20 protein-coding genes are annotated in these 19,285 nt (G+C 62.3%); 17 read left to right on the forward strand and 3 right to left on the reverse strand.

What is annotated here, in order from left to right; translation table 11 throughout:
• Positions 1-258: 258 nt before the first annotated feature.
• The 4 genes from CHB87_RS19715 to CHB87_RS19730 all read left to right on the forward strand — a co-directional run bounded on the left by CHB87_RS19715 (position 259) and on the right by CHB87_RS19730 (position 4,296).
• Positions 259-2,037 (forward strand): hypothetical protein, encoded by a 1,779-nt coding sequence (locus CHB87_RS19715; RefSeq protein WP_245818119.1) that lies wholly within the window; start codon positions 259-261, stop codon positions 2,035-2,037.
• Positions 2,038-2,151: 114 nt separating this feature from the next.
• Positions 2,152-2,742: a porin family protein gene (locus CHB87_RS19720; protein ID WP_089410177.1), complete on the forward strand. Its 591-nt coding sequence runs from the start codon at positions 2,152-2,154 to the stop codon at positions 2,740-2,742.
• Positions 2,743-3,093: 351 nt separating this feature from the next.
• Complete coding sequence (locus CHB87_RS19725; protein WP_089410178.1) at positions 3,094-3,633, forward strand: outer membrane beta-barrel protein; 540 nt, start codon at positions 3,094-3,096, stop codon at positions 3,631-3,633.
• Positions 3,634-3,711: 78 nt separating this feature from the next.
• Positions 3,712-4,296: an outer membrane beta-barrel protein gene (locus CHB87_RS19730; protein ID WP_089410179.1), complete on the forward strand. Its 585-nt coding sequence runs from the start codon at positions 3,712-3,714 to the stop codon at positions 4,294-4,296.
• 87 nt (positions 4,297-4,383) lie between these two features.
• Here the strand turns inward: CHB87_RS19730 and CHB87_RS19735 are convergent, their stop codons facing one another.
• From CHB87_RS19735 to CHB87_RS19745, 3 genes are all read right to left on the reverse strand, one after another.
• Positions 4,384-4,980: an outer membrane beta-barrel protein gene (locus tag CHB87_RS19735; RefSeq protein WP_089410180.1), complete on the reverse strand. Its 597-nt coding sequence runs from the start codon at positions 4,978-4,980 to the stop codon at positions 4,384-4,386.
• Positions 4,981-5,201: 221 nt separating this feature from the next.
• Complete coding sequence (locus CHB87_RS19740; RefSeq protein WP_089410181.1) at positions 5,202-5,663, reverse strand: Spy/CpxP family protein refolding chaperone; 462 nt, start codon at positions 5,661-5,663, stop codon at positions 5,202-5,204.
• A gap of 137 nt (positions 5,664-5,800) precedes the next feature.
• On the reverse strand, positions 5,801-6,724 hold the full coding sequence (locus CHB87_RS19745) for a LysR family transcriptional regulator (RefSeq protein ID WP_089410182.1): 924 nt from the start codon (positions 6,722-6,724) through the stop codon (positions 5,801-5,803).
• A gap of 137 nt (positions 6,725-6,861) precedes the next feature.
• Here CHB87_RS19745 and CHB87_RS19750 point away from each other — a divergent pair, with 137 nt between their 5' ends.
• The 13 genes from CHB87_RS19750 (at position 6,862) to CHB87_RS19810 (ending at position 19,248) form a co-directional block, all read left to right on the forward strand.
• Positions 6,862-8,052, forward strand: a complete 1,191-nt coding sequence (locus CHB87_RS19750) for a 2-isopropylmalate synthase (RefSeq protein WP_089410183.1) — start codon at positions 6,862-6,864, stop codon at positions 8,050-8,052.
• A 73-nt stretch (positions 8,053-8,125) separates the two neighbouring features.
• On the forward strand, positions 8,126-9,247 hold the full coding sequence (gene leuB / locus CHB87_RS19755; RefSeq protein WP_089410184.1) for a 3-isopropylmalate dehydrogenase: 1,122 nt from the start codon (positions 8,126-8,128) through the stop codon (positions 9,245-9,247).
• 2 nt (positions 9,248-9,249) lie between these two features.
• Positions 9,250-9,459, forward strand: coding sequence for a hypothetical protein (locus tag CHB87_RS19760; RefSeq protein WP_089410185.1), 210 nt, complete (start codon positions 9,250-9,252; stop codon positions 9,457-9,459).
• 3 nt (positions 9,460-9,462) lie between these two features.
• Positions 9,463-10,263, forward strand: a complete 801-nt coding sequence (locus CHB87_RS19765) for a hypothetical protein (protein WP_176441883.1) — start codon at positions 9,463-9,465, stop codon at positions 10,261-10,263.
• A complete protein-coding gene (gene leuC, locus CHB87_RS19770; RefSeq protein WP_089410186.1) occupies positions 10,260-11,687 on the forward strand; it encodes a 3-isopropylmalate dehydratase large subunit in 1,428 nt (475 codons plus the stop codon). The genes CHB87_RS19765 and leuC overlap by 4 nt, the downstream gene beginning before the upstream one ends.
• Positions 11,688-11,689: 2 nt before the next feature.
• Positions 11,690-12,325, forward strand: a complete 636-nt coding sequence (gene leuD, locus CHB87_RS19775; protein WP_089410187.1) for a 3-isopropylmalate dehydratase small subunit — start codon at positions 11,690-11,692, stop codon at positions 12,323-12,325.
• A 21-nt stretch (positions 12,326-12,346) separates the two neighbouring features.
• A complete protein-coding gene (locus tag CHB87_RS22035; protein WP_142988445.1) occupies positions 12,347-12,799 on the forward strand; it encodes a hypothetical protein in 453 nt (150 codons plus the stop codon).
• A gap of 32 nt (positions 12,800-12,831) precedes the next feature.
• On the forward strand, positions 12,832-14,529 hold the full coding sequence (gene ilvD, locus CHB87_RS19785) for a dihydroxy-acid dehydratase (RefSeq protein WP_089410189.1): 1,698 nt from the start codon (positions 12,832-12,834) through the stop codon (positions 14,527-14,529).
• 22 nt (positions 14,530-14,551) lie between these two features.
• On the forward strand, positions 14,552-15,112 hold the full coding sequence (locus CHB87_RS19790; RefSeq protein ID WP_142988446.1) for a hypothetical protein: 561 nt from the start codon (positions 14,552-14,554) through the stop codon (positions 15,110-15,112).
• Positions 15,113-15,132: 20 nt separating this feature from the next.
• Positions 15,133-16,896 (forward strand): biosynthetic-type acetolactate synthase large subunit, encoded by a 1,764-nt coding sequence (gene ilvB / locus CHB87_RS19795; protein WP_089410191.1) that lies wholly within the window; start codon positions 15,133-15,135, stop codon positions 16,894-16,896.
• Positions 16,897-16,934: 38 nt separating this feature from the next.
• A complete protein-coding gene (locus tag CHB87_RS19800; RefSeq protein WP_142988447.1) occupies positions 16,935-17,438 on the forward strand; it encodes a hypothetical protein in 504 nt (167 codons plus the stop codon).
• A gap of 23 nt (positions 17,439-17,461) precedes the next feature.
• Positions 17,462-18,106 carry an acetolactate synthase small subunit gene (gene ilvN / locus CHB87_RS19805; RefSeq protein WP_089410193.1) on the forward strand — a complete coding sequence of 215 codons (645 nt, stop codon included), beginning with the start codon at positions 17,462-17,464 and terminating at the stop codon, positions 18,104-18,106.
• Complete coding sequence (locus CHB87_RS19810) at positions 18,103-19,248, forward strand: SRPBCC family protein (RefSeq protein ID WP_089410194.1); 1,146 nt, start codon at positions 18,103-18,105, stop codon at positions 19,246-19,248. The genes ilvN and CHB87_RS19810 overlap by 4 nt, the downstream gene beginning before the upstream one ends.
• The last annotated feature ends 37 nt before the right edge of the window (positions 19,249-19,285 follow it).

Here is a 19,285-nt window from a genome sequence, read left to right on the forward strand (position 1 = left end):
TCCAGGGCACACGGTTCCAGCCGGCAAAGGACGCCAGCGGAAACCCCATCGATTGGGAGGGTATCGTCAGGGTCAAATTCCAACTGGCCGGATAGGCGACGCATAACTTCTCGGAGAATTTCAAGACGCGTTACAGGCCGATGCAATAGCATGATCACAAGTTCTCACACAGCCAAACGGGCTGTCGTCATCGCCGCAGCAAAATCACAGGAGCCGCAAAACATGATCTCGAAGAAACAAATGACCGCCGGAATCTCAATGGCACTTCTTGCAGTCTCTGCTCTGCCCGCTCACGCTGCCGGCAAGAAGAAAGAGATGTATCAGCCCGGGGTCAAGCTGACTCCCAACCAGAATGCGCTGATCGATAAGGCGATCGTCCGCGAAAAGGCTGTGATCAAGGTTCTGAAGGAGCGTGCGCCGCTCGTCGAGACCTATATCCAGAACATGCGCCCCGATCCGGTGCTTCTGCAGGTTCCTGAGTCGGACCAGCACTACCTTGGCCGCGTCGAATTCAACAAGGTCATCGGCGACCAGACCTTCGACACGGACCCCAAGAAGAAGGGCTTCTTCAAGGCGTCGACCGGCTTTCTGACCGGTCTGAGCGGTTCGCTGCACCTGCAGTTCAAGGAAGCCGGCTTCGTCCAGATGCTTGTGATGGACTCGAAGGACTTCGACCGCCAGCACTACAGCTTCACCTATGTGCGGAACGACTTTCTCGGCACGATTCCGACGGCTGTCTTCGATGTGACTCCGACCGGCGGCAAGAAGGCCGAAGGACGCTTCTTCGGCCGTATCTGGGTCGAGACCCACACCGGCAACGTCGTGCGCTTCAACGGCGACTTCGCGGGTTCGGACAAGGAATATCAGGAGTTCTTTCACTTCGATAGCTGGCGCACCAACGTGCAGCCGGACCTCTGGCTGCCGACCTCGGTCTACATCGAGGAGAGCGATCCGAAGAGCCACACGAGCACGCTCAAGTTCAAGGCCATCAACCACATCTGGGGTTATGTGCTGAAGGTGCCGGTCGCCGAGGCCGAAAACACCTCGCTTGAGGTCGAAGGCGCGGTAGACGAGTCGCAGAATGCTCCGGACGTCAGCCCGCTGGGCGCGCAGCGCGCGTTCATCAAGCAGGCTGAGGATAACGTCATCGAGCGTCTGTTCCGCGCGGGTCTGCTGGCCGCTCCGAGCGACTTCGACAAGACGCTGGAAGACATCGCCAACAACCTGCTGGCCTATAACAACATTCCGCTGGGCGCGCCGATCCACTGCCGCACGCTGCTCACGGAGCCGCTCGAGTCGCTGGCTGTCGGCAACACGCTCATCTTCTCGAAGAGCCTGCTGGACACCACCGCGGTCGTGACGCAGGACGGCGATCAGCAGATCGGCAACCTGTACGCAATCGTCGCCTTCCAGCTCGCACACGTCATCACCGGGCACCGTCTGGATACAAAGTACGCCTTCAACGATCGTCTTTTGTTCCCCGACAACTCGACCTTCAAGAAGATTCCGATGCACCACACGGACGCGGACAACACGGAAGCGGCGAAGAAGGCAATCGAGCTGTTGAGCGCGAAGGAGATCGTCGACAAGCAGAAGTACTTCGGTCTCTACCTGCAGCAGTTGGCGACGGAGGTCAAGTATCTGAAGGCGCTCAACGAGCCGGTCATCGGCGATGCCCTGGTGAAGAGCGAGACCGACAGCACCTTCTGGATGCAGGCTCTGGTGTCCAAGGGCGAAAAGCTTGATGTCAAGAACACCAAGCAGCAGGCCGCGATGCCGCTTTCGAGCTTCCTCCGGTTCGATCCCTGGACCGACAAGCTGATGACGCTGCATCCCGCGTACGAGCCGATCCTCAACGCCCGCGACAAGATGCCGTTTGAAGTGACGCCGATCTATCTGAAGCTGCAATACTACAAGGCAGATGCGACCCCGGCGCCCGCACCGGCAGCAGCACCCGCTGCTGCTCCGGCCGCCGCTCCCGCAGACCAGAATGCCGCTCCTGCTGCTGCTCCAACCGCCGCGCCCACGCAACCCTAGACCAGACAACGCGGAGCCTCTGCGCAATTTGCAAAGGCTCCGCATCGCCTTCTCACTGCGATGGACTCGTCCATTCGGAACACCGGGGCAAACGCTCCCCCTTAGGAGAATCACATGTTGAAGTGGTCCGCCTCACTTTTTGGCCTCGCCGCACTTCTCTCTCTGTCGTCGACCTTGCACGCGCAGGCCTCTCCTACCGCGATTCGCGGCGGCGGCGATATCCAGGCCGGCGTCGGTGTCACGTTCGCCGACGGCGACTATCAGAACGGTACGGCGAACAATATTGCCAGCTCGAACCTCGGTGGGGTCAGCTTCTTCGCGAACTATGGCTTTACCCACTCGATCGGCGTCGAAGCGGACGTACACTTGTTAACGATCTACACGCCGACCGACTTCTCGCAGAAAACGTACATGATTGGACCCCGCTATACCTACCATCGGGGCAAGCAGGCGGTTTACGCCAAGGTCATCTTCGGTCGCGGTAGCTTCACGTACCAGGAACCGCAGGACCCGGCACGGAAAAACCCCTACTTCGGCAACGGCGCCAGCTTCAACACCTATGCCTTCGGCGGCGGCTACAGCTACAAGATCAAGCCCCACTACAACCTTTTGGTCGACGTGGAAGATCAGAAGTGGCCGAACTTCGAGCCGCACACCCTGTCGCCGCTGCTGGTCACCGTCGGTGTCGCCTACGTCATTCGCTAGTAACTTCCCGATCTCCGGAGACGGCTGAAACGAGGCCCGATTCCGGAGATCGATTTCGTCTCCCCAGCGCTATAATTCGTCCGCTCCATTTTGTGCAAAGCTTCCATGCATCCGAGCTGGCAAGTCTTACCGGGGTGAATTGGTATGCGGATATCGGGCTGTCGATAGAGATCGGCGGCGGCTCCGTCTGGTCCGTTGTGTCGGGTCCATTCCAGAGCATCACCTTACTGCGACCTCCTCCTTTCGACAGGCGCCCCCGTCGTTGGCATATGCCTTGGGTGTTTTTACATCAGGACGCTTTTTCGGGCGGAGATCGCCGCAAAGTATCGTCCTACAGGTAAGGAGATTTGAATGTTTAAGTTGCTGATTGCCGGCTTATGCCTCGCCGGCGTCTTTGCGGGCGCCACGGCGGCTTCCGCCCAGGCGCTCCCCTCGGCTGCGGGCGGTGGAGGCACAGTACAGGTCGGCGTCGGCGGAACGTTCCTGAACCCCGACTATGGAAGCAAGAACAATGGCGGAATCACCGCCTTCGCAGACTACGACTTCATGCGGTTTGTCGGCGTGGAGGGCGAGGCGCACTTCGGTGGCCTGATCAGCCCGTCCGACATCACCGAGAACACCTATCTCGCCGGTCCGCGCGTTAGCTACCACTACAACAAGCTGACGGGGTACGGGAAGGCGCTCTTCGGACGCGGCACGATTCTCAACCAGGACACCGGACAGTCGTCGGCATTCTTCGCCATCGTCTACGGCGGTGGCGTCGATTACAGGATTACGCAGCATATCAACATTCGCTGCATCGATTTTGAGCAGGAAAAGTGGCGTGCCTTTGAGCCGCATACGCTCTCCCCGTACACTGTGACCGTCGGCGTCTCCTACGTCTTTCGCTAAACCTCGTCTCACAGTTTGAGCTGACCGCGACTTCGCGTAGGATGGTCTGGCTCCGAGTTTCAGTTTACGAGGTATCCGTTGTCTACACGTCGCCTGGCCTTCCTCTGCCTTCTCTGTTCCGCTTCGCCTCTGCTGCACGCGCAGGCTAAACACGCCGCCGAGCGCCTCGGCGACCTTCAGATCGGCGCGGGCTTCGTCGTCGGCAAGTCGGACTACGGTCCGCATCTGCTAGGTGGCGACGTCTATGTCGACTTCGACCGCACCTCGCACTGGGGCGGCGAGTTTGTCGTCCACCAGGCGAACGCCTCTGGCGGCAGCGGCCTCTATGAGCGCACGTACGAGATCGGGCCGCGCTACACCCGCCACTACGGCCCGGCGTCACCCTACGCAAAGGTGATGATCGGGCGCGGCGTCTTCAACTTTCCGGGGTATTACAACACCGTCACGAAGAACTACGGGCCGTCGCCAGCCAACCTGGCCTACAACATGTACGCCGTCGGCGCTGGCAGCGATCTCCGGGTGTTGGACCACCTGAACGTGCGCCTCGACTACGAGTATCAGCGCTGGGCCGGCTTTCCGACGAACGGGCTGACGCCGCAGTTGGTGACGGTCGGCGTTGCCTATCACTTCCGCTCCGACAAGATCGGATTTGGACGTCATTAGATCTGAACGCCAGAAAGCCGGGCGGCCCAGGGTTCAGGGGCGCCCGGCGGTGGTTCTACCGGTCGAACAGGTCTCTGACGTCAGCGTCTAGAAGTGGTAGGCGACGCCGATCGACGGGGTGGAGACGACGAAGTAGCGATTCGTCTTGTACGTATCGTTGAAGCTGGGCGCTTTCACCAGGAATCCGCGATACTCCGCGCGAATGTCGAAGCTGGGGCTGATCTCATACGCCACACCCGCGCCGAAGAGCGCGCCGATGTTCGTATTCCGCTTGGAGTCCAGAATGGTCGTACCGTTGTCGCGCACCGGGCTGAAGATCATGGTGCCGGTACCGCCCTCGACGAACGGATTGTAGTTGTGATAATTCCGGCTGTACACGTAGGCTGCGGAGAACTCCTGCTGCAGCGTGTGTACGCGGACCACCGGCTCATTGCTGGTGGAAAACTTGTTCGAGTTCTGCGCGTAGGAGTAGTTGACCTCCAGCGCGCTATGCGGCGTCAGCATGTAGCGGTAGCTGGCCAGCACGCCGCCGGTCTTGGTCGGGTTCAGGGCAACGGGGTTGGCTCCATGCACGCCAGGGGCGAACACGCCGGTTCCGCTAATGCTTACATCCTGCCGGCTTTCTTGCGCATATCCGGCCGCAGCTGACAACATCAGCGCGCCCAACACCATCATCTTCATCATTCTTCGTTAAACCCTTTCAAATTCGCGCAATGCTGCCGCGTTCGAACAAGCGCGCCGAGCAGCTTCCGCGCACACGAACTTAAGCATAGTCACTGCGTTCCATTGTAACCGCTTGTCTCCTTTGACGAAGGAGAGGAGCGAAAAGGGTCGGCGAATCGGCAGAGAGTTTTTCGCAAAGTTGGGCCGCCACACCACGGAACCGGGATGCGGCGGCGGCCCGGCTATGCCTGCGGAGGCGGTTGCGGCGGGTCTCCACCGCCCGGCCCGCCGGCGCCCCGCGCCTTCATCTTCGCCTCCATCTCGTCGAACTTCGTCTTCTGCTCGTCGGTCAGGATGGCGCGGATCTTCGCCTGCGATTCCTCGCGGATCGCCATCATCTTCGTGCGCTTATCGGCCTGGGCCGTGGACGTATCGTTGCGCAGCGCCATCATCTTCTGCCGCGCATCGTCCTCGATGACCGTCACCTGCTTCACCTGATCGTCGGTCAGGGAGAGATCCCTGGTCAACCGCGCGAGCATCGCGGCCTCTCGATCCCCGCGCCCGCCCTGCGGCGGTCCGTCCTGTCCCGAGGGAGGCGCCGGTGGGGCTCCGCTGTCCTGCGCCAGCGCCGGCAACCCGCAGACGGACAGCATACACATGGCGAGCATCGCGGCCCGCAGCCTCAACTTGACTTCAATCTTCATGGGGGAGTTCCTGCCTTCGCATCTCTGCGTTCTGAAAGTTCCGCGATCCGGGTCCGGTCTCCGCGGCTACTCTGTCAGACGAGAACGCGCGGCAAACGTTCCAAAGTCTCGGGCTGGAGCCATACTCCCACGGCCCCCTAAAGCGACCGCTCCGGCTGATAGAGGAACGGCTCGCCGTGAGCGGCCGCATAGTTCTCCACGACCTTCAGGAAGGCCAGCGCGGCGTGCGAAAGATTCGCCTGACGCCGGTAGACCAGGCGCAGCTTGCGTTCCAGTTGCAACTCCTTCACCCGGACGCGGACCAGCGCGCCGCTCTTCAGCTCCTCCTCGCAGGCCAGCCACGGCACCAGCGCCACACCGTTGCCCATCTCGACGAAGCGTTTGATCGCCTCCATCGACGGCAGCTCCACACCCATCTGCAGCGGCGTCTTATGCTTTTTGAAGGTCTGGATCACCTTCAGCCGCTGGGGCGAGGCGATGTTGTGCGCGATGAAGTTCTGGTTGCCGAGCTGCCGGATCGCGACCTCCTGCTGGCCCGCGAAGGCATGGCGAGGGTTGACGACAAAGACCAGCTCATCCCGATAAACGACCACCGACTGCACCTGAGCGTCGTCCGGCCGGAAGCTGAGCACGCCGATCTCGACCGCGTGGCTGAGCACCTCGTCCGGGATGCGGCTGGCCAGCGCGCGCTGCACCGCAACCTTGATCTGCGGGTTCTGGCGACGATACTCGTGCAGCAGCGGCAGCAGATAAAGACAGGTGTACTCGTTTGCGGCAAGGTTCAGACGGCCGCGGTGGAGTTCACGCAATTCGGTCAGGGCGCCTGAGGCTTCGACTCGTAGATTCAACAACTTGACGGCATACTCGCGCAGCACTTCCCCGGCGTCCGTCAGGGTGCCATCCCGCGACGAGCGGTCGAGCAACACCTCGCCCAACTCGCCTTCGAGCTTGGCGATCGCCTGGCTGACGGCCGGCTGGGTACGGTGCAGGCGAGTAGCGGCGCGCGAAAAACTGCGCTCTTCGGCCACGGCGAGAAAGGTCTCCAGTTGAAACAGGTCCACGTGCTGCCTCCGTCGTTTTTCTCGGCACGGCCTCAAAAGCCGCTTCGGAAAACAATACACGAATTAGAAATGGTGATAGTCAATCTTCTGCGCATAAGCCTGTTTTATGATGTGCAGAGTAGAGAGTGAGCAACCGCATGGCAGATACTTCGCACACCGCCTCGTCCCAGATCGTATTTTTCGACACCACGCTTCGCGACGGCGAACAGAGCCCTGGCTGCACCATGCACCACGATGAGAAGCTGCGCATGGCGCGCCAGCTGGAGGCGCTCGGCGTCGACATCCTCGAGGCCGGCTTCGCCATCGCCTCGCAGGGCGACCTGGAATCCATCCGCACCATCGCCCGTGAGGTGCGTCGTCCACGCATCGCATCGCTCGCACGCTGCAAGCGCGAGGACATCGAGGCTGCTGCCCGCTCCATCGAGCCGGCCGAGCGCGCCCGCATCCACACGTTTCTTTCCACCTCCGACCTGCACATGGCGGCCAAGCTGAAGATCACGCGCGAGCAGGCGCTCGAACAGATCGCCGAGATGGTCGCGCTCGCCCGCACCTACTGCGACGACATCGAGTTCTCGCCCGAAGACGCGACCCGCACCGACCCCGAGTTCCTCGTCAAGGTCTGCGAGGTCGCCATTCAGGCCGGCGCCACAACGCTGAACCTGCCCGACACCGTCGGCTATTGCATCCCGCAGGAGTACGGCGACATGTTCCGCATGGTGCGCGCGCGCGTTCCGGGCATTGAGAACGTCACGCTCTCCGCGCACTGCCACGACGACCTCGGCCTCGCGGTCGCGAACTCCATCGCGGCCATCGAGGGCGGCGCGCGGCAGATCGAATGCGCCATCAACGGCATCGGCGAGCGCGCGGGCAACGCGGCGCTTGAAGAGGTCGCGGCCATCCTGACCGTGCGCAAGGACAAACTTCCCTACCACAGCAACATCGTGATGAAGCAGCTCTATCCGACCAGCCAGATGCTCTCGCAGGTCATCAGCTTCGGCGCGGCGCCGAACAAGGCCATCGTCGGCGCGAATGCCTTCGCGCATGCGGCCGGCATTCATCAGCACGGCGTGATGGTGAACCCGCTGACCTACGAGATCATGACGCCGGAGTCGGTCGGCGTCGCGCACAACTCGCTGGTGCTGGGCAAGCACAGCGGCCGCCGGGCGCTCGAACAGCGCTTCATCGACCTCGGCCACACGCTCTCGCGCGCAGAGCTCGATGTCGTCTACGGGCGCTTCACCGAGCTCGCCGACCGCAAGAAGCTCATCTACGACCAGGACCTGCTTGGTCTGCTCCACGAGCATCAGGTTACGGGGGCCAGGGGATAGGGTCTCAGCCCACCCCTGGCCGCCAGCCCTGAACTCCAAGCCCCATTCCCTATTCCCTGTTTTTGGAGAACGCATGAAGCTCAAGATTGCAGTCCTCGCCGGCGACGGCATCGGCCCGGAAGTTACCCACGAAGCCACGAACATCCTGCGCGCGGTCGCGGAGTTTGGCGGCCATGAGTTCACCTTCGTCGAAGGCCTGATCGGCGGCGTGGCCATCACCGCGACCGGAGGTCCGCTGCCGCAGGAGACCATCGACACCGCACTCGCCGCCGACGCCGTGCTGCTTGGCGCCGTGGGCGACAGCAAGTATGGCTCGCTGCCGCCGGACAAGCGTCCCGAGGCCGGACTGCTGCAGATTCGCCAGATCCTCGGCGGCTTCGCGAACCTGCGGCCGTCGATCGCATACCCAGCGCTCGCGAACAACTCGCCGCTGCGCCCGGAGATCACCAAGGGCGCGGATATCCTCTTCGTGCGCGAGCTGCTCGGCGGTCTCTACTTCGGCATTCCGCGCTGGTGGAACCGCGATACCCCCGTGCATTGCGAAGAGGCGATCAACACCATGCGCTACACCAAGCCCGAGGTCGAGCGCGTCGCGAAGGTCGCATTCGAACTCGCAAGCAAGCGCAAGAAGAAGGTCACGAGCGTCGACAAGGCGAACGTGCTCGAGGTCTCGCAGCTCTGGCGCGCGGTTGTGACCGAGGTCGCCAAGAGCTATCCCGACGTCACGCTCGAGCACCAGCTCGTCGACTCCATGGCGATGCACCTGATGAACACGCCGCGCAGCTTCGACGTCGTGCTGACCGAGAACCTCTTCGGCGACATCCTCTCGGACGAGTCGGGCGTCATCACCGGCTCGCTCGGCATGCTGCCGTCCGCGACCATCGGCGGCGCGGTGAATCTCTACGAGCCCGTCCACGGCTCGGCGCCCGACATCGCGGGCACGGGCAAGGCGAATCCGCTGGGCGCGATTCTGACGGCGGCGATGGTGCTGCGTCACTCGGCCGGTCTCGACGCCGAGGCAGACGCAGTCGAGAAGGCTGTGACGACGGTGCTCGAAGCAGGCCATCGCACGGCGGACATCGCACGCAACACCGACCCCGCACATGCAGTCGTGACCACCACGCAGATGGGCAAGCTGGTGCTCGAAGCTCTGACCCAGGCGCTCGACCGCAGCCAGTCTTTACACGGCGTATAACGATGAGGATCAGCCACAAGACGATGTACCAACTGGTCAACGCCGCCATCGTCGTGGCGTCGTTGATTCAGCTCATTCGTGGTTACAAATGGTTCATCGTCCTCATCTGCGCCGCGACCTTCGCGGTCATCGGCAACCTCACCGTGTGGCTCGCGGGCAGCAGGCAGCGAGCCATCGACCGCAAACGAAAACGCGACTACTACGCGAGCTAACCCATGAAGATGCGCCATCACAATCCGATCGGGTGTCCCATGATCACGAAGGCGAAGCCGAAGCTATCGTGGGGAGTCTCACTTCGTTGTACGGCCATCGCGGCCACACTCGCCTTCGCGAACGTCATGATCGCCCCGGCTCAAACCCTGGGCCCGCCACCCATCCCGCCGAAGAACGCAAAGAAACAGAAGATCCAATGGGTCGACACCGAATGGCTCTGGCAGTACTCCCCGCCGCCCGCCGAAGGCCGCGAGAACGACCTCATCCAGGACCCGCACTTTCGCCCGTTCATCGATCAGTACCTGACCGCGCCACAGGCCTTCTGGGGGCCGAACATGCCGCCGCGCAAGTCGCTCGCCGACACCGCGTACGACTTCCTCGCGATCCCCGGCAAGGTCATCGCGGATGACAACCGCTACCTCACCTTCACCGGCTGCGTCTTCCACTTCTGCCCCTCGCGCGGGCTCGTCTTTGTCGACCTGAACAGCGGCCAGAAGAACACGCAACCGCTCGTCGTCTTCGCCGCCATCGACTGGATACGCGAGTCCAAAGTCACCACCGACCCAGGCGCCGAGTACACGCTCTGGATCTTCCCCGACGTCGCCATGACCAGCGACCACCTGCCCGCGCCACTGGTCAAGAGCCTCGTGCGCTGGTCCGAAGAGCCCATCGCACGCACCGGCATTCACCAGCGCATCACCACCGCCGTGCTGGTCGATCCCGACGGCACGCCGCACCCTTTCAAGCCGGATACCATCGGCATCCTCGACCCCCAAACCACCAAACCCGAGGCCACGAAATGAGCACTCCGAAAACACTGTTCGAAAAGGTATGGCAGCAGCACCTCGTCGTTGCTCCCGCGAATGAGCCGTCGATTCTCTACATCGACCTGCACCTCGTACACGAGGTCACGAGCCCGCAGGCCTTCGACGGTCTGCGCATGGCGGGGCGCAAGCTGCGCCGGCCTGATCGCACCGTCGCCACGGTCGATCACAACGTGCCGACGTCATCTGTTCAGGATCGGTTACATATTCTCGACCAGATCTCGTCCAGGCAGATCCAGGCGCTGCGCCAGAACTGCAAGGACTTCGGCGTCGAGTTGTACGACGTGCAGGCGCCCGAGCAAGGCATCGTCCACATCATCGGGCCGGAGCTTGGCCTCACTAAGCCGGGCATGACCATCGTCTGCGGCGACTCGCACACCAGCACCCACGGCGCCTTCGGAGCACTGGCCTTCGGCATCGGCACCAGCGAGGTTGAGCATGTGATGGCCACGCAGACCCTGCCGCAGGACAAGCCGAAGACCTTCCGCATCTCGGTCGATGGCGCGCTTCCCTACGGCGTCACCGCGAAGGACATCGTCCTGCACATCATCGGGCAGATCGGCACCGCGGGCGCAACCGGCTATGTCGTCGAGTACGCCGGCTCGACCATCCGCTCGCTCTCGATGGAAGGCCGCATGACCATCTGCAACATGAGCATCGAGGCCGGCGCGCGCGCAGGCATGATCGCTCCCGACCAGATCACCTTCGACTACCTGAAGGGCCGTCGCTTCTCCCCTGCCGGCGATGCGTGGAACCTCGCCGTCGAGCAGTGGTCGCAACTTGTAACCGATGAAGGAGCAATCTTCGACCGCGAGCTGCACATCGACGCCGCGACACTGACGCCCACGGTCACCTGGGGCACCAGCCCCGGCATGGTCACCGGCATCGACTCCACCGTCCCCACGCTCGACCCCAGCGCAAGCGAGGCCGACCAGAACAACTTCGAGCGCGCGCTCGAATACATGGCGCTCGAAGCCGGCAAGCCGATGCAGGAGATCGCCATCGACCGCGTCTTTATTGGCTCCTGCACCAACGCACGCATCGAGGACCTGCGCGCATCGGCCTCGGTCGTACGCGGCTATCACGTCGCCACCACGGTCAGCGCAATGGTCGTGCCCGGCTCGCAGAGCGTCAAAGCACAGGCCGAAGAAGAGGGTCTCGACATCATCTTCAAGACCGCTGGCTTCGACTGGCGCGAACCCGGCTGCAGCATGTGCCTCGGTATGAATCCCGACATCCTCGCGCCCGGCGAGCGCTGCGCCTCCACCAGCAACCGCAACTTCGAAGGCCGCCAGGGACGCGGCTCACGCACCCATCTCGTCTCGCCGGTGATGGCCGCGGCCGCTGCTATCACGGGTCACCTGACCGACGTCCGCAACTGGAAGTTCAAGGAGGCCAACTAGCCATGATCGCCATCAATGTACTGACCAGCACCGCCATCCCGCTCGACATGTCGAACATCGACACGGACCAGATCATCCCGAAGCAGTTCCTCAAGCGCATCGAGCGCACGGGCTACGGCGAGTTCCTCTTCTACGACTGGCGCTACGATCTCGACACGCCCGACCATGTCTCCGAGCGCAAGGACTTCGCGCTGAACAAGGTCGAGTACAAAGGCTCGAAGATCCTCATCGCAGGCAAGAACTTCGGCTGCGGCAGCTCGCGCGAGCACGCCGCATGGGCGCTCACCGACTTCGGCTTCCTCGCCGTCATCGCACCGAGCTTCGCGGATATCTTCTTCTCGAACGCCGGCAAGAACGGCATGATCCTCGTTCGCCTCTCCGAGGCCGATGTCGAGTTGCTCACGCACCGAAGCACGTCGAACCCCGCGCACAAGATCACCATCAACCTCGAGGCCCAGACCGTCACCGACGACCAGGGCTTCAGCGCGACCTTCGAGATCGATCCCTTCCGCAAGTACTGCCTGCTGAATGGACTGGACGATATTGGGCTTACGCTGCGGCATGAGTCTGAACTGGATAGCTACGAAGCTAAACATGATGAAGAGTTCTGGCTGACGCCACGAGTAAGTGCTGCATAAGGGAGGATTGTCGTGAATCGCATGAAGATGAGCATCGCACTCGTGGCGTTATCGGTTGGAAGGCTTCTTCAGGCCCAGACCTCAGACCTCCCAACCGCGCCCAAGCCGGCTCAACTCGCATCGGCGAAGACTGTCTTCATCTCAAACAACACGATAGGCAGCGCAGAAGGCAGTGAGTTTCTTTATACACATCTCTACAATGCGATCCAGAAGCTTCATCGATTCGACATTGTGCTCACACCTCAAGACGCCGACCTGATTCTCGAGTACAGCATCAGTGACGTGGTCGGTCAGAATAATCCCGGACATGTTCATGCACTCCGCATACTCGATCCACGGACTCGAATCGTCTTGTGGTCCATAAATGAATACGAACCTGGCGCAAATCGCCAGTCCAGCATTGAAAAGAACCTGCTGGACGCGCACAACCATCTTGCTGCTGATCTGCAAAAGGTCACGTCGCCAACGAAGTAATCAGCTCGCATCATCCGCATAAGAGGTCAGTCTTGAGCAACGAAATCAATCCGAAGAAGTACAGCATCCCTCTCACCGAAGGCCCGAACCGCGCCGCTGCCCGCTCGTACCTGCGTGGCGTCGGCTTCAGCAAGGAAGACCTGCACAAGCCCATCATCGGCGTGGCCAACACCTGGACCGAGATCGGCCCCTGCAACTTCCATCTGCGCGATGTCGCCGCAGCCGTGAAGCAGGGCATCCGCGACGCGGGCGGCACGCCGATGGAGTTCAACACCGTCACCATCTCGGACGGCATCACCATGGGCACCGAGGGCATGAAGGCTTCGCTGATCTCGCGCGAGGTCATCGCGGACTCCATCGAGCTCGTCGCGCGCGGCAACCTCTTCGACGGCATCGTGTGCATCGCGGGCTGCGACAAGAACATGCCCGGCACCATCATGGCCATGGCGCGGCTCGACATCCCCGCCATGATGCTCTACGGCGGGTCGATCGCACCGGGCAAGCTCGCACAGCCCGACGGCTCCATCAAAGAGATCACCATCCTCAACGTCTTCGAGGGCATGGGTTCGCACGCCGCCGGCAAGATTAGCGACGACCAGCTTGAAGCGCTCGAAGCCGCAGCCTGTCCCGGCCCTGGCGCATGCGGCGGACAGTTCACCGCGAACACCATGGCGATGGCCGGCGAGTTCCTCGGCATCTCGCCCTTCAACCTCACCGGCGTGCCCGCCATGTCGGCTGAGAAGGCCAGCGCAAGCCGCGAGGCAGGCCGTATGATCCTCGATCTCTGCAAGCGCGACATGCGTCCGTCGAAGATCCTTACACGCAAGGCGCTCGAGAACGCCATCACCGCGGTCTGCGCCTCGGGTGGCAGCACCAACGCCGTGCTGCACCTCATCGCCATCGCGCGCGAGCTGGGCATCCCGCTCGACATGCACGACTTCGACGCGATCAGCGAGAAGACTCCGTTCATCGTGGACCTCTCGCCCGGCGGCAAGTACGCCGCGACCGACTACCAGGCCGCGGGCGGCTCACGCGTACTTGCCGAGCGCCTTATCGAGAAGGGCCTGCTGCACGCCGACGAGCCCACCGTCTCGGGCCTCACGCTGGCTGAGGAGGCTGCCAAGGCAGTCGAGACGCCCGGCCAGGTCGTCATCCGCGAGTGGGAGAATCCGTTGAAGCCCACCGGCGGCCTCGTCATCATGAAGGGCAACCTCTCGCCCGAAGGCTCGGTCATCAAGGTCGCGGGCCACGAGCGCATCTTCCACCAGGGCCCGGCGCGCGTCTTCGATTGCGAAGACGACTGCCACGCGGCAGTAGAGTCCGGCAAGATCAACCCCAACGATGTCCTCGTCATTCGCTACGAAGGCCCGAAGGGCGGCCCCGGCATGCGCGAGATGCTCGCCGTCACCGCCGCGGTCAAGGGCATCCCGGAGCTCTCCGAGACCGTTGCCCTCCTGACCGACGGACGCTTCAGCGGCGCGACACGCGGCCTGATGTGCGGCCACGTCGCCCCCGAGGCCTACCTCGGCGGACCGATCGCCGCCGTGCACGAGGGCGACCTCATCACCTTCGACGTTCCTAACCGGGAGCTGCGGCTTGAGGTTCCAGCGGAGGAGATTGCTGCACGTCTCGCGAAGTGGTCTGCGCCTGCTCCTCGGTATAAGCGTGGTGTGTTTGCGAAGTACGCCAACTCCGTCAGCAGCGCAAGTGAAGGTGCGGTCACGACGTAGTGCAACGCTAGCGGAGTCAATTATGTCTTGGTTCAAATCGCATAAGGCAGCAGTCACACGAACAGATGCGGTCGTCGAAGCGGCTACCCTCATGCGGTGGTGCGAAGACTGGCTGACGTTTGATCAGTTTTCTAAGGTGAACGAACACCAGTTTCGTGCAGTTGCGAAACTGGTTCACTTCACCAAGGTGGCATTCGTGCTGTATTGGCTCGACGGCGCGGCGCAGAGGCCGGGTATCGCAGAGAGAGCACAAGAAGTTCTTACTAATTTTCGGATCATTTTCGATCCAGATTCTTTTCAAGAACCGAATTCCGCATCGCAGAACGAAGTAGCGAAGTTTCTTGCGGGTCTCGCGACCCGCGCTTTCGCTTTGGTCGATTCGCAAACTGATGCAAATACGGATGACCCTGAGTATTACGTGAAATTGCGTAGATGGTCCACGGAATGGATGACCTTAGCATTCGAAGATGATAACGAGATCGTGGAAATCTACGATCTGATCGGCCTAAAGCTCATATCCGTTTTATTGAGTGAATTATCAGTACTTAGAAAAGCGCTCGCTACCGCCATTCAAACCGCCTAGCCATCTTGAGGAAACAAGTTATGAATATTAATTCGAGCAACAATCAGCATCCTCAACTCACCGGAGCCGAGATCCTCTGGGCCACCCTTGCCGGCGAGGGCGTCACGACCGTCTTCGGTTATCCCGGCGGCGCGATCCTGCCCATCTACGACGCGCTCCGCAAGTTCCCCACCGTGCACCACATCCTCACCCGGCATGAGCAGGGCGCATCGCACATGGCCGACGGCTACGCGCGCGCCAGCGGCCGCGTGGGCGTCTGCATGGCGACCAGCGGACCTGGCGCGACGAACCTCGTCACCGGCCTCGCCACGGCCATGCTGGACTCCATCCCGATGATCGCCATCACCGGCCAGGTGTCTTCCAAGGTCTTGGGTTCCGATGCGTTTCAAGAGGTCGACATCACCGGCATCACCCTGCCCGTGACCAAGCACAACTACCTCGTCACCCGCGCCGAGGACATCGCCCCCACCGTGCGCAAGGCCTTCCAGGTCGCGCAGCAGGGACGCCCCGGCCCCGTCCTGATCGACATCACCAAGGACGCCCAGCAGGCCACCGCAGCCTTCTCGTTCGAAGACGCAGCGCCCGCGCCGCATCGCGACCATCCGATGCTGCGCGCTGAATCGACGAGCATCCAGCAGGCCATCGAACTGATCCTCAACGCCAAGCGTCCCGTCATCCTCGCCGGCCACGGCATCGCGCAGTCGGGCGCCGAGGCCGAGGTGCTGGCCTTCGCCGAACGCCGCCAGGTGCCCGTCGCCAGCACGCTGCTTGGACTCGGCTCGTTCCCCGTTCACCATCCGCTCGCGCTGGGCATGATGGGCATGCATGGCGAGTCGTGGGTCAACCATGCGATCCAGCAGTCGGACCTGCTGCTCGCCTTCGGCATGCGCTTCGACGACCGTGTGACCGGCAACCTCGCCCACTACGCGCCGAACGCGAAGAAGATCCACATCGAGATCGACCCCAGCGAGATCAGCAAGAACGTGCGCGCGGACGTGGCGCTCATCGGCGACCTGAAGACGATCCTCAGCACGCTGCTGCCGCTCATCCCCGCGAGCAACGACGCAAGCTGGATCAGCGAAGTGAACGCCATGAAGGGCGACGCCGCCGTGCGCGACATCATCAACCTGCCGGACAACGGCCATCTCTACGCCGCGCATGTCATCCACGACATCTGGCGCGAGGCCGTCGCCGCGGGCCGCGAGCGCGAGACCATCATCGTCACCGACGTAGGCCAGCACCAGATGTGGGAGGCGCAGTACTTCAAGCACGATGCGCCACGCTCGCTTGTCACGTCGGGCGGCCTCGGCACCATGGGCTTCGCCCTGCCCGCCGCCATCGGCGCGAAGGTCGCATGCCCCACCAAGGATGTGTGGGTCATCGCGGGCGATGGCGGCTTCCAGATGACGGCATCCGAGCTCTCGACCATCATGCAGGAGTCGCTTCCGATCAACATCGCCGTCATCAACAACGGCTTCCTCGGCATGGTGCGGCAGTGGCAGGAGGCGTTCTACGATAAGAACTACTCGGCCTCTCCGATCCTGTCTCCCAACTTCGTGATGCTTGCGGGCGCACATGGCATCGAAGGCTCGCATGTCAGCGAGCGCAAGAATGTAACGCCGACGGTTACAAAGGCAAGAACCGGCGGCAAGCCCTTCCTCATCAACTTCCAGGTGGAGAAGGAAGACGGCGTCTACCCGATGATCGCACCCGGCGCGGCGCTGCATGAGATGGTAAGGCGGCCTCAGCACGATCCTTTGCTTGAGACTGCGGAGGACGAGTAATGCCCGGCAGAGCCACGGAAGGCATCGGGAAAGCGCCTTTGGCGCTGATACTTTCCCTGGCCTGCGCCTTTGGATGCAAGGCCACGCCGCCCACGCCAAGAGGCACGGTGGAGGCGAAGCCTGCCTTCCCCGACCGGCCTACCGTCGCACCGCCAGCCTTCAAGATCTTTCACCAGGACAACGACACCTACACCCTCGTCACCAAAGAAGACGCCACCGACGACGAGATTGAAGCGATCGTATGGCAGCTTCGCGACGCGGCTCACACGAAGACCTTCGACGCGCTTCATCTCTCGCAGACCTTCGTCGACGCACGTCAACCGATCGTCTGGTTCCACGTCTATCGCGGCGCGAAGTGTGCCGGCGAAAAGTTCACCAAGGGCCCGCTTCCCTGCGAGGCGAGCTACCACGGAGCCGGCGATTACACCTTCGGCTCCTACAAGAATCCACTGACCGACAGCGGAGTGCTGCACCGCGCGGACGGCGCCGAGATCCAGCTATGGGATTCCGAAGCGCCTTACACGCCGACGCCTCACTCCTAACCCTGCTTCTCTTTTGAGGACCTATGCTCCACACGTTCGTAGCTCTCGTTGAAGACAAACCCGGCGTGCTCACCCGCGTCGCCTCGCTCTTCCGCCGTCTGAACATCAACATCGTGTCCCTGACGGTCGGCGAGTCGGAGCGGCCCGAGACCTCGCGCATGACCATCGTCTGCGAGGCGCCGGACCACGCCGCGCACCGCATCAAGGCGTCGCTCTATAAGCTCGAGATCACCATCGACGTCGACGAGATGGGCCGCAGCGAAGCCGTCATCCGCGAGCTCTGCCTGATCAAGATCGCCGCCGGCCCAAGCCATCCGAACGGCCAGCAGTCTCGCTCGCAGATATTCGAACTGGCGAACGTCTTTCGCGCCCGCGTGGTCGACCTGGCGCCGGAGTCGATCATGCTGGAGATGACAGGCAGCTCGTCGAAGATCGAAGGCCTCATCCAGGTCGTCACCGAGAGCGGATATACCATCCTCGAGGTCTCACGCACGGGCCGCATGGCGATGCGCCGCGGCATGCACACCAGCCGCGTTCTCAAGGCGCTGGGCACACCCGGCGCCGATACCACGCCGACCAACGCCTTCGTCCGCCCACCCAATCCCGAGCCGCTGGGCGACGACATTCTGCCCAACCAGTTCGACGACGTTCACGAAGAGGAAGAGTGAGCCCCGTCCTCGACCATCTGATTGGCCCGGGACTTCTGCTGATTCTGGGCGGCGCCGTCTGGATCGCACGCATCGACGGCCGGCGCTCTCGCGCGCGCCGGCAACCCAGACTCGTCGCAGCCCGTCAGCCCCTCTCCGATGCCGCGATCACGCGTCCGAGACCCTGGTGGCGTGGTTTATGGGGCGCGGCTGCGATGGCGAGTGTTTATCTTCTGGTCTTTCGCGGCATCTCGGGACTGCCTCCCTTCCATCAGGAGCAACAAGGCGGCGCGATCTTGATGTCGTTCTCTTTTCTTTTCCTGGGCCCGTTCCTCGCCGGAGCCATCACCGTATGGCAGGGCAGCAGTCAGGAGCCATGGACGCTCGGCGAGTGCGTCGTCAATGCGTGGATACCCATCGCGATCAATCTTGCGCTTGCCATCTTCATCGCATGGGAGGGCATCATCTGCGCGATCTTCATCGTGCCGCCCGCATTGATCTCCTCGGCAGCCGGTGGCCTCGCTGTAAGAGCGCTCCACCGTTATCTGCGTCTTCGCGGCGGCAACACGACGATGTACTGCCTGGCGGCGCTGCCGCTCGTACTCGCAATGGTGGAGACCACGCTTAATCAGCCGCTGGAGACGCGCACCGTCCACAACTCGATCGTTGTCCACGCTCCAGCTGCCGTGGTTTGGCGCAACATCGAACGTGTGCGAGCCATCTCTCCTTCGGAGCTGCGCCCGTCGTGGGCCAACGCCATCGGCTTTCCCAGACCGGTGGAAGCGACGCTTTCCTACCAAGGCATCGGCGGGGTGCGCAACGCCAGCTTCGAGCGCGGACTCAATTTCGTCGAGACGATCACCGCGTGGGAACCGGACCACCGGATCGCCTTCACCATCCGTGCCGACACCGCCCACATTCCTTCGACTACGCTCGATGAGCACGTCACCGTTGGCGGCCGGTTCTTCGATGTTCTTACTGGGGAATATGTACTCGAGCCCCAGGGCGATGGCAGCACACTCCTCCGCCTGAGCAGTCAGGAGCGCCTCTCCACCGATTTCAATCTCTACGCCGCACTTTGGTCGGACGCGGTGATGTCCGACATGCAAGCCAACATCCTGCATGTCGTTCGTAACCGTTGCGAGACCCAAGCCACACAGTAGGCGTAAACTTTCAACAGCAACCACAAAGGAAACGTAC

Origin of the sequence: Granulicella rosea (assembly GCF_900188085.1) — a bacterium.
Lineage (GTDB): Bacteria > Acidobacteriota > Terriglobia > Terriglobales > Acidobacteriaceae > Edaphobacter > Edaphobacter rosea.